Below are 12,244 nucleotides of genomic sequence, written 5' to 3'. Positions count from 1 at the left end.
ATTAGCCACGAATTCACGAATTATTTTTGTGAGTTTGTGGCTTTTTGTTTTGCCACAAATTTCCACCAATTCAAATTTTCAAAAGCTGCGTCCTAATTATTTTTTTGCCACAGATTAAAAGGATTAAAATGATTTATCCACTGTGCTTTTACTTTTTAATCTGTGAAAATCCTTTAATCTGTGGCAAAACTTCAAAAAATAAATTAGTGGAAATTCGTGCAATTCGTGGCAAACCTTTTTTAAATTTGAGAAACTTAAAACTTAAACCATGAAAATTATAAAATGGGGAATTATAGGCTGTGGTAATGTAACCGAAGTAAAAAGCGGACCGGCTTTTCAGAAAGCACCAAACTCGGCTTTAGTTGCTGTGATGCGAAGAGATGCGAAACTTGCCGAAGATTATGCTAAACGCCACAATGTTCCGAAATGGTATTCGAACGCAGCCGATTTAATAAACGATCCCGAAGTTGATGCGGTTTATATTGCTACTCCTCCTTCTTCTCATAAAGAATATACTATTTTATGTGCCAAAGCCGGAAAACCGGTTTATGTAGAAAAACCAATGGCATTAACTTTTGAAGAATGCAATGAAATGATCAGCGTTTGTAAAGAGCACAATGTTCCTTTGTTTGTTGCGTATTACAGAAGAGCTCTGCCTCGATTTTTAAAGATAAAAGAAATAATCGATCAAGGAAAATTAGGAAATATTCGACATGTAAACTGTGTTTTATATCATCCTTTTGAAGAGCGTTACGATGATGAAATCAATCTTCCGTGGACGGTTCTGCCTCATATTTCAGGAGGAGGAATTTTTGTTGATTTAGCCTGCCATACTTTAGATTTTCTAGATTTTGTTTTAGGTCCGATAAAATCAGTTCGCGGACATGCGACTTCGCAGTTAAAAGTATATCCGGCTGAAGATGCGGTTTCAATGTCATTTTTATTTGAAAACGGAATCCACGGATCTGGAATTTGGAATTTTGCCAGCTTTGAACGTTATGACAATACTGAAATTGTAGGCGATAAAGGAAAAATTTCATTCTCTACTTTTGGAAATGATCCAATTCATATTCAATATGCTAATGGAGAAAAAGAAAGTATTGCAATTGAAAATCCGTTACATATTCAACAACCCTTTATAGAAACCGTAATGGCAGAACTTTTGGGAAAAGAAGGTGCTGCTGCATCGAAAGGAGTTTCTGGCTCGCGAACAACTTGGGTTATTGATCAGGTTCTAAAGGAATTCAGGGAGGTTTCTAAATAAATCTTATTATAATTTTGTCTGACGAAGGAAGGATCACACTTGAAACTCCGCAATCTAAGTCGTCAATCTTTGTCGAGTCTCTAGTGTGATCCTTCCTTCGTCAGGATGACAGACAAGACTCAAAAAAAAGAGGATATTCTTTCGAATATCCTCTTTTTGTAAACTATAAAAAAAATTGGAAAATTATAGGCTGTATCTTAAACCTAAAGTCAAACCTAAACCAGAAATTCCAACATAAGAACTAATATCATCTGTAGCTCTTGTATTATCAAATCCTGCAGCATTAGTCACTTTACTGTTTGATGTTGTATTAATTTGATCAACATATTTCGTATGACTTGCAGAGTATGAAGCATCAGGACGGAAATTAGTAGGTGTATTTAACTTATCTACTCCATTTTCTGTGTATACTTCAGTTTCTTTTGTTTTTCCGTGAACAGTAAAGTTACGGTATTCTAATTCTCCAAAAACAGCAATATGTGTTCCTAATTTATAAGATGTTCCTAAAGCTGCCAAAAATCCAACTGTTGGATTAGGTTTTACTACATCTTTAGCATAACTAGTGACAATTCCTGCTGGGGTTGTATAAGTTCTATTTGTTTTAATTGTCAAATCTCCATGAACAGGTACAATAACTCCTACTTTCGTGTAAGGTTCAAAACCGTTAGATTCTCCTAAAAACAAGACAAGAGCTGGAGCAACATCAAAAGCCTGAATTTTTCCTACTGCTTTTCCAGTAGCAAATACAGGACCAGCAGCAACTAATCTGTTAGTCGTTTCAACCATAGTTTTACTAGCACTACTGAAATAGTTAAATCCTACTTCTACTCCCAAACGAGTTGAAAAACGATATCCTGCAGTTATACCTGTACGAAATCCTTCTCCAAATGAACCATGATTTGTTTCTCTCGAAATTAAAGTTGTACCATCTGCCGCATAAACATCTGTATTAGGCAATGCACCATTTACAATTGGAAATTCTGTAGCAGCTGTTTGAATAAAATAAGATCCACCCAATTTAAAATACCAGCTTTCTGGTTTTTCTGCTTTTTCTGATTGCGCCATTGTGGCCATAGAGCAAACTAATAACCCTAATAAAAATAGGTTCTTTTTCATAATTCTGATTTAATTGATTTATACAAATTTAGAATATCTTAACATATTCTGTAATTTGGATTAGTTAGACTTGGTACGAAATCGTTGTAATTTCAAGCAATATTACTAAAAAACTATTATGCATGCATAATTTTAACACTAAAAAAATGCATTCTTCTAAATTTTAACTGTTAAAATTTAGTTCAACTTAAAATTTATCTGCATTTTTTCCAATTCCTGCAGCAGCTCGGTGGAAATTCTTACTTTCAATCTTCTGCTTGGCATCGTAAGCTTGGTAACCACTTTTATTTCTTCCACCTCATTTACTTCTTGTATTTTGGTATCTTCAATTGCGGCATCTTCATTTTCATCATCAAAAACCGCATCATCAGCATCTTCAAAATCAGTTGGAGTCTCTACCTCAACCAGTTTCTTTATTTTTTCTAATTCCATGATTTCAAAAGTCACAGAATTATCTCCTTTATTTTCATTAAACAAATGACTCAGTTTATGAATGAACTCAGGATGAAGATCTTTAATATTCAATAAAACAATCAGCTTTTTAGCAAAAGCTTCTAAAATGTCCTGCAATTGTCGAATCTCAACAAACTGCATTCTCGGATCTGTTTTTTTACCGGTATCATGATTTACCCAGCCGTCTTTGATTAATATTTTCAAAAAGGCAAAATTGTTCTGAATTAAGAAGTGGCGGAATTTCAGGTATTCTTCACCAAAAATCTTAAACTCATAACTTTCATCATATCCTTCTAAGTTGAAAGCAGCCCAGCCTTTTCCATTTTTAGCCACACGATGCTGTACGTTATTGATAATTCCGGCAAAATTTAGATTTTTACCTACATATTCATTCATGCTTTTTAATGCTTCTAAACGAGCATTACAAAAGTATTTCATCTCAAATCTAAAATCATCCAACGGATGTCCAGAAATATAGATTCCAACAACTTCTTTTTCTTTGGCTAGTTTTTCCATCGTACTCCAATCTTCACATGGGGGCACAACAGGTTCTGCGATTTGTACTTCGCTGGCTTCTCCAAATAAACTTACTTGGGATGAGTTTTCATTTTCCTGAAACTTCGATCCATAACGCATCGCTTTTTCGTAGAAAGTAATTCCGTCTCCATCGTCATGGAAATACTGCGCTCTGGTTGTTCCTTCAAATGAATCGAAACCTCCAGCCAATGCTAAGTTTTCAATCGCTTTTTTATTGGCAGCACGCAAATCAATTCGTTTCGCCAAATCAAAAATCGATTTATATCTTCCGTCTTTTCTATTTTCTACAATTGTTTCTACAGCTCCGGAACCTACACCTTTAATCGCTCCCATTCCGAAACGAACTGCGTAGTCATCGTTTACCGTAAATTTATAGTACGATTCGTTTACGTCTGGCCCAAGAACTTGTAATCCCATACGTTTACATTCTTCCATAAAGAACGAAACTTGTTTGATATCGTTCATGTTATTCGAAAGTACCGCTGCCATATATTCGGCAGGATAATGTGCTTTCAAATAAGCGGTTTGGTACGCAATCCAGGCATAACAAGTCGAGTGCGATTTGTTGAAGGCGTAACTTGCAAAGGCTTCCCAGTCTTTCCAGATTTTTTCCAAAATTTTGGCATCATGTCCTTTTTGTGCCGCTTGTTCAACAAACTTCGGCTTCATTTTATCCAGTACGTCTTTTTGTTTCTTACCCATCGCTTTACGTAAGACGTCGGCCTCACCCTTTGTAAATCCTGCCAAAGACTGAGACAAAAGCATTACCTGCTCTTGGTAAACTGTAATTCCGTACGTTTCTGATAAATATTCGGCACAGGCATCTAAATCGTATTTGATTTCTTCGTCACCGTTTTTTCTTCGAACGAAAGACGGAATATACTCCAAAGGTCCCGGACGATACAATGCGTTCATGGCAATTAAATCTCCAAAAACCGTCGGTTTCAGATCTTTCATGTATTTCTGCATCCCGGGTGACTCGTATTGGAAAATCCCAACGGTTTCACCTCTTTGGAAAAGCGCATACGTTTCTTCATCATCGATTGGGAAATTATCTGGATCCAGATCAATTCCTGTTCTGTATTTTACCAGTTTTACGGTATCTTTTATCAGCGTAAGGGTCTTCAAACCCAAGAAATCCATTTTTAGCAATCCGGCACTTTCTGCAACCGAGTTATCAAACTGTGTTACATACAAATCAGAATCTTTTGCTGTTGTTACTGGTACGTAATTCGTAATATCCGACGGCGTAATGATAACCCCACAGGCGTGAATTCCCGTATTACGCATCGATCCTTCCAGAATTTTTGCCTGCTGAATAGTTTCTCCTGCCAAATCATCTTCATTGGCAATCGCGATTAATTCTTTTACATTGTCAAATTCGTCAGAACGAAGCGCTTTTTTAACTTCCTCTTCACTCTCAGAAATAAAACGCGCCAAATTCCATTTGGACGGCATCATTCCCGGAATCAGTTTTGCAATTCTATCGGCTTCAAATAATGGTAAATCCAATACACGTGCCGTATCACGAATTGCTGATTTGGTCGCCATTTTACCATAGGTGATAATCTGTGCAACCTGTTTTTGACCGTATTTGTTGATTACATAGTCCATTACACGTCCACGACCCTCGTCATCAAAGTCGATATCAATATCGGGCATCGATACACGGTCAGGATTTAGGAAACGCTCAAAAAGCAAATCGTACTTAATAGGGTCAATATTCGTAATCCCGAGACAGTATGCAACGGCAGAACCCGCTGCAGAACCACGGCCTGGTCCTACCGAAACGTCCATTTTTCTTGCCTCGGCGATGAAATCCTGTACAATCAAAAAGTAACCCGGATAACCTGAGTTCGAAATCGTCATTAGCTCAAAATCCAAACGCTCCTGAATCGATTCGGTTATTTCGCCGTAACGTCTTTTGGCACCTTCCATCGTAAGGTGTCTCAGATATTTATTTTCCCCTCTTACACCACCATCTTCTTCATCTTCGGGTACCATAAATTCTTCTGGAATATCAAATTTTGGAAGCAATACATCACGGTAAAGCGAATAAATTTCGACCTTATCTATAATTTCCTGAATATTGATAATCGCTTCGGGCAAATCGGCGAAGAGTTTTTTCATCTCTTCTTCTGACTTATAATAATACTCCTGATTTGGAAGTCCGTAGCGGTAACCACGTCCACGTCCAATAGGTGTTGCCTGCTTTTCACCGTCTTTTACACAAAGTAAAATATCGTGCGCATTGGCATCTTCTTTATTTAAATAATACGTATTATTAGTCGCAATCAATTTGACATTGTGCTTTTGCGAAAATTCAATCAGGGTTTTGTTGACACGATTTTCATCTTCCTGATTATGACGCATAACTTCCAGATAGAAGTCTTCCCCAAATTGTTCTTTCCACCAAATCAATGCTTCTTCGGCTTGGTTTTCACCGATGTTTAGGATTTTACTCGGAATTTCTCCGTATAAATTCCCAGACAAAACCATAATATCGCCTTTGTATTTTTCGACGATGTTTTTGTCGATTCTCGGTACATAATAAAATCCTTCAGTATAAGCAATCGAAGCCATTTTGGCTAAGTTGTGGTAACCCGCTTTGTTTTTGGCCAGTAACACAACCTGATAACCATTGTCTTTTTTACTTTTATCTAAATGATTTTCGCAGATATTAAATTCACATCCTACAATTGGTTTTATTTCGGTTTCTGTTGGTTCTTCTCCAGCTTCAACCAAAGCTTTGTTTTTTCCAGATGCTGCTTTGTTATGATTCATTACGGCACTCACAAAATGGAAAGCTCCCATCATGTTTCCAGTATCAGTCATCGCTACGGCAGGCATTCCGTTTTTAGCTGTTGCTGCTACAATATTTCCAATTCCGATAGTAGATTGAAGTACCGAAAACTGCGTATGATTGTGTAAATGCGCAAATTTTGCTGCTTTGAAATCAGCTTTGTCTTCTTCTGAAACAACGGTCTTCTGACCTTCTCCAGCTAAAGCTTTAAGCTGTTCCCTGATTTTATCAGATGCTGCTTTTAAATTAATGTGTTTTAAACCAATTAACTTAAATGGCTCCGCATTTCTTTCCTGAAATTCTTTGAAATATTCCTTCGGAACGTCTAATTCTTCTTTTGTAAAAACTTCTCTTCTAACCAATTCAAGGAAACAACGCGTAGTTGCCTCAACGTCGGCAGTTGCGTTGTGCGCTTCCGCGAAAGGCTGATCGAAAAGATAGCTGTGTAATTCGGTCAGAGTTGGAAGTTTGAATTTTCCTCCACGACCTCCAGGAAGCTGTAATAATGAAGCCGTAACTTCGGTACAAGTATCCAGAACAGGCATTGAAGCCATTTGAGACTCCACTCCCATTCTATGGAATTCGGCTCCCATAATATTAACGTCGAAACCTAAATTTTGTCCAACGATAAATTTAGTTTTGCTTAAAGCAATATTGAATTTCTCCAGAACTTCGGCCAAAGTGATTCCATCGGCTTCAGCCAATTCAGTAGAGATTCCGTGAATACGCTCGGCGTCATACGGAATATTAAATCCTTCTGGTTTTACCAAATAATCCTGATGCTCAATAAGCTGTCCCATTTCGTCATGCAGCTGCCACGCAATCTGTATACAGCGAGGCCAGTTATCAGAATCGGTTATTGGGGCATCCCAGCGTTTTGGTAATCCGGTTGTTTCGGTATCGAATATTAAATACATAGAGTTGTAAAAGTCAAATTTTAAAGCTCCAAAATTCCAAATCTTACATGTTGCAAAACATTGACAACATGAAACATAACAAAATGCGAAATGAAAAATGGAAGGAATTCAAATTTACGCTTTTTTTAGAGAAATAAAGAAGCGAAAGTTGTTAACAAAAACGTTAATTAAAACTCCTTGATTGCAATACTTAAAATTTTAAACACATAGAAACATAGATTTCAATTTTATAAAAAGAAGCCTAAAAAAAATCTAGATTTTTAACACATAGCTATATAAGTGAAACGTCTTTGTAGACAAATAAAAACTATGTCTCTATGTGTTTAAAACAAATTACACTCAAAGTTTTATAATCCAAAAAACTTCGATTATTCATTTTGGATACTCATTGCACCAAAATGAACACTTTTAAGCTGTAGTGTATCCTGAACTTTGCTTCATCAAATTACAACAATTAAAAAAAACAATAATCATGAAAACAATTTTTATCACAGGCGCATCATCAGGTTTAGGAAAAGCAACAGCAAAATTATTCCACGAAAAAGGATGGAATGTAATTGCAACCATGAGAACTCCAGAAAAAGAAACAGAACTTTCTCAATTAAAAAATGTAACGCTTTTACCATTAGACGTCACCAATTACGATCAAATTCAAAACACAGTAAAAAAGGCATTGGAACTAAGCGATATCGACATTGTTTTTAATAATGCTGGCTATGGTTTAATTGGACCTTTGGAAAGCCTTTCTGACGATCAAATTACAAAACAATTAAATACCAATTTATTAGGAGTTATTCGTGTTACCAATGCTTTTATTCCGTATTTCAGAGAAAGAAAAAACGGTTTATTTATCTCAACAACTTCTATAGGCGGATTAATCGCTTTCCCTTTAGGATCTGTTTATCACGCAACAAAATGGGGATTGGAAGGCTGGAGCGAGAGTATGGCTTACGAATTAAATCCGTTTGGCGTACATATTAAAACGGTTTCTCCAGGTGGTATTAAAACTGAATTTCTGCATGGTTCTCTTGACACAGGAGCAAAACCCGAATACGAGGCCATGACCAACAGCATGTTTGCAAGTGTTGACACGATGTTTGAAATGGCATCAACTCCAGAACAAATTGCCGATGTGGTTTATGAAGCTGCAAATGACGGAAAAAATCAGCTAAGATATGTTGCGGGAGAAGATGCAAAAGCACTTTACAAACAACGATTAGAATTAGGCGCAGAGACTTTCCGTACTGAATTTGGAAAACAATTTTTAGGTGCATAATAATTGCTGATGGGGTAATCCCAAAAGTATTTTTACATTCTTTTTATTAAGCTCCAGCGGAGCGAAATATGTATAGAAATTCAATAATCCAGATACAAAAGAGCTCCAGCGGAGAGAAATATTTATCGCAATGAATATGTCGCTCCGCTGGAGCTTTGTTCTCAATAATAAACATGATTTCTATACATATTTCGCTTCTCCGAAGCTGATTTTAGTCTTTTAATTTTCTTATTTTTATATCATGGAAAAGAAAAACAATAATCCGGAAAAAATCTCTTCTATATCACAGTTTCATGACCTGCTTCGACTGCCAAAACCGCTTCATCCGATGGTGAGTTTGGTAGACAATACACAATTGGTCATTAATGAAGATTTAGCGAATCATGCTTTTTTGCTTGATTTCTATAAGGTGTCTTATAAGTTTTCCACTAATGGCAAAATGGGCTACGGTCAAGGTTATTATGATTTTAACGAAGGCGGACTCCTGTTTGCTTCTCCCAATCAGTTAATTTTTACTGAAAATGAAGAAGGTGCTGCATACGGTGGTTATACACTTTTATTCCATCCCGATTTTATTCGAAATTATCCTTTAGGAAAAAGCATCAAAAAATATGGTTTCTTTTCTTATGACACCAATGAAGCATTACATCTTTCCGACAGTGAAAAAACTATTATTATTGGATTATTACAAAGCATCGACAATGAACTCAATACGGCAATTGATGAAATGAGCCAAGATGTGATTGTTTCTTATATCGATGTTCTGCTGAATTACAGTAATCGTTTTTACAAACGCCAATTCATTACGAGAAAAACCATCAGTCACGATTTATTATTAAAAGTTGAAGAAACTTTGGACAACTATATCAGCAATGCAGAAACCTTAAAAAGAGGATTACCAACAGTAGAATTTCTGGCATCACAGATTAATGTTTCAAGTCATTATCTAAGCGATATGCTTCGTAATTTAACCGGATTAAATGCGCAACAGCATATTCATTCGAAATTAATAGAAAAATCAAAAGATTTTCTGATTACGACTAATCTTTCGGTAGCCGAAATTGCTTATCAATTGGGTTTTGAATATCCGCAGTCGTTTAGTAAACTATTCAAAAAGAAAACGAGCCTTACTCCGTTAGAATTTAAAAACTCATTGAATTAATTTCAAAATTATTGTCTTCAAAAAATCAGTTTCTGCCTCAAAAAATCATAAAATTTGATAAAAATACACTTCTTGGATGTCGTAGTATTTTGATGTTTTATTGAATCTAAATAACGTCTTGAAAACTACTTTAAAAGCTTTAAAAAACCTAAAAAGCATTCTTTTTGCAAAAATTTTAAAACTAACAATTATTACTATTTTTATACATTTTGTTAGATTTTTTCAATCAAATTCTTATATTTTATAGTGATTATGAGATAAATTTGCAAACTATTAAAACAAAAAACAAACAAGAAAAATTAAAGCCGAAAAAGAAAAAGCAAATCAGTTTCTTAATCATTTTTCTTTCAAATTTTAGTCTGCAAAAGCCGTTTGGCAATTTGTAATTTAGTTTGGGTATCGTATATAATGAAATATCGAAATTGACGCTTTTCTATCTTTTTTTACTTTTGTTTTGCTATTATAATGAACAGGAAATTGCTGTGGTTATAGAAATTACAATTAAAAAAAATAAAAAATGAGTAAGACATTATTTGACAAAGTATGGGATTCACATGTTGTGCGTAAAATTGAAGATGGACCAGATGTGTTTTTTATTGACCGCCATTTCATTCATGAAGTTACGAGTCCTGTTGCTTTTTTAGGATTAAAATCAAGAGGCGTTAACGTATTATATCCGGAACGTACTTTTGCAACTGCCGACCACAATACACCAACCATAAACCAACATTTACCAGTTCAAGATCCGCTTTCTGCTAACCAGCTTCAAGCTCTTGAAGACAACGCTAACGAATACGGAATTTCGCACTGGGGATTAGGTCACCAAAAAAATGGAATTGTACACGTAGTAGGTCCTGAAAACGGAATTACTTTGCCAGGTGCTACTATTGTATGCGGGGATTCGCATACGTCTACTCACGGTGCTTTTGGAGCTATCGCTTTTGGTATCGGAACATCTGAGGTTGAAATGGTGCTTTCTACGCAATGTATCATGCAGCCTAAACCAAAGAAAATGCGTATTAACGTAAACGGTAAATTAAGCAAAGGTGTTGGTCCAAAAGACGTTGCGCTTTATATTATCGCTCAATTAACTACTTCTGGAGGTACAGGTTATTTTGTTGAATATGCTGGTGATGTTTTTGAAAACATGACTATGGAAGGTCGTATGACAGTTTGTAATTTAAGTATCGAAATGGGTGCTCGTGGAGGAATGATTGCTCCTGACCAAACTACTTTCGATTTCCTTGAAGGAAGATTATACGCTCCAAAAGGAGAAGCTTGGACTAAAGCTGTTGAATACTGGAAAACTTTAAAAACCGATGCTGATGCTGTTTTTGATGCTGAATTAAACATTAAAGCTGAAGACATCGAACCAATGATTACTTATGGTACAAACCCTGGAATGGGAATTGGTATCACAAAACATATCCCAAGTGCAAAAGAAGTTGAAGGTGGTGAGGAAACTTACAAAAAATCTTTGGCTTACATGGGCTTCCACGAAGACGACGTAATGATTGGAAAACAAATTGATTATGTTTTCTTAGGAAGTTGTACAAACGGACGTATTGAAGATTTTAGAGCTTTTGCTGAAATTGTAAAAGGAAGAAAAAAAGCCGATAATGTTACGGCTTGGTTAGTTCCAGGTTCTCATGTTGTTGAAGCACAGATTAAAGAAGAAGGAATTTTAGATATCCTGACTGAAGCTGGTTTTGTATTACGTCAGCCGGGTTGTTCTGCTTGTTTAGCAATGAACGATGATAAAGTTCCTGCTGGAAAATATGCAGTAAGTACTTCAAACAGAAACTTTGAAGGTCGTCAAGGTCCTGGTTCAAGAACGCTTCTTGCAAGTCCAATTATGGCTGCTGCAGCTGCGGTTACAGGAAAACTAACAGACCCAAGAGAGCTTTTTTAAAGATTTAGGAATGAAGATTAACGATTTTTGATTTCAGATTTCGATACGCTTCATTAAAAAATCTTCTAAAATTTCAATTTACATTTTACAAAAAACATTAACGATTACAATTTTAAGACACAACAACAAATCTAAAATCAGAAATCGTTAATCTAAAATCAAAAATCAAATGGCATACGATAAATTTACTATACTTACCAGCAGTGCAGTGCCACTGCCAATTGAGAACGTCGATACAGATCAAATCATTCCAGCTCGTTTCTTAAAAGCTACAAAACGTGAAGGCTTTGGAGATAATCTTTTTAGAGACTGGAGATATAATGGAGATGATACTCCAAAAGCAGATTTCGTTTTAAACAACCCAACTTACAGCGGAAAAATTTTGGTTGGAGGAAAAAACTTTGGTTCTGGATCTTCAAGAGAGCACGCTGCTTGGGCAGTTTACGATTACGGATTCCGCGCTGTAGTTTCTAGTTTCTTTGCTGATATCTTCAAAGGAAACTGTTTGAATATTGGTGTTTTGCCAGTTCAAATCAGCCCTGAGTTTCTAGCAAATATTTTCGAAGCTATCGAAGCTGATCCAAATACAGAATTAGAGATCAACCTTCCAAACCAAACCATTACTTTATTGTCAACTGGTGAGCAAGAATCATTCGCTATTAACGGTTACAAAAAAAATAACATGATTAATGGTTTTGACGATATTGATTATTTACAAAATATGAAGGAAGATATTAAGGCTTTCGCCGATAAACTTCCGTACTAATAGAAATATCATTCAGTCTATTAGACCCGGCAGGCTTT

Annotated in this window: 7 protein-coding genes; 5 read left to right on the top strand and 2 right to left on the bottom strand. The window is 35.8% G+C overall.

Going from position 1 to position 12,244, the window contains the following annotated elements:
- Positions 1-268: 268 nt before the first annotated feature.
- Positions 269-1,264 (top strand): Gfo/Idh/MocA family protein, encoded by a 996-nt coding sequence (locus PQ462_RS01530; protein WP_274252119.1) that lies wholly within the window; start codon positions 269-271, stop codon positions 1,262-1,264.
- A 183-nt stretch (positions 1,265-1,447) separates the two neighbouring features.
- On the opposite strand, the gene PQ462_RS01525 is transcribed toward PQ462_RS01530, so the two are convergent.
- Both PQ462_RS01525 and dnaE read right to left on the bottom strand, forming a co-directional pair.
- Positions 1,448-2,380, bottom strand: coding sequence for an outer membrane beta-barrel protein (locus PQ462_RS01525; protein WP_274252118.1), 933 nt, complete (start codon positions 2,378-2,380; stop codon positions 1,448-1,450).
- A 177-nt stretch (positions 2,381-2,557) separates the two neighbouring features.
- Positions 2,558-7,090 (bottom strand): DNA polymerase III subunit alpha, encoded by a 4,533-nt coding sequence (gene dnaE / locus PQ462_RS01520; RefSeq protein ID WP_274252117.1) that lies wholly within the window; start codon positions 7,088-7,090, stop codon positions 2,558-2,560.
- Between the two features lie 472 nt (positions 7,091-7,562).
- On the opposite strand from dnaE, the gene PQ462_RS01515 reads away from it, so the two are divergent.
- From PQ462_RS01515 to leuD, 4 genes are all read left to right on the top strand, one after another.
- The gene (locus tag PQ462_RS01515; RefSeq protein ID WP_274252116.1) at positions 7,563-8,366 is read left to right on the top strand and encodes an SDR family oxidoreductase; all 804 of its coding nucleotides are present in this window, start codon (positions 7,563-7,565) and stop codon (positions 8,364-8,366) included.
- A 241-nt stretch (positions 8,367-8,607) separates the two neighbouring features.
- Positions 8,608-9,528 carry a helix-turn-helix domain-containing protein gene (locus PQ462_RS01510; protein ID WP_274252115.1) on the top strand — a complete coding sequence of 307 codons (921 nt, stop codon included), beginning with the start codon at positions 8,608-8,610 and terminating at the stop codon, positions 9,526-9,528.
- Between the two features lie 517 nt (positions 9,529-10,045).
- Positions 10,046-11,440 carry a 3-isopropylmalate dehydratase large subunit gene (gene leuC / locus PQ462_RS01505; protein ID WP_274252114.1) on the top strand — a complete coding sequence of 465 codons (1,395 nt, stop codon included), beginning with the start codon at positions 10,046-10,048 and terminating at the stop codon, positions 11,438-11,440.
- Positions 11,441-11,609: 169 nt separating this feature from the next.
- Positions 11,610-12,206 (top strand): 3-isopropylmalate dehydratase small subunit, encoded by a 597-nt coding sequence (leuD, locus tag PQ462_RS01500; RefSeq protein ID WP_274252113.1) that lies wholly within the window; start codon positions 11,610-11,612, stop codon positions 12,204-12,206.
- Positions 12,207-12,244 lie beyond the last annotated feature (38 nt).

It is taken from the genome of Flavobacterium sp. KACC 22758 (assembly GCF_028736135.1).
Classification (GTDB): Bacteria; Bacteroidota; Bacteroidia; order Flavobacteriales; family Flavobacteriaceae; genus Flavobacterium; species Flavobacterium johnsoniae.
This window is presented reverse-complemented; position numbering and strand designations above follow the sequence as displayed.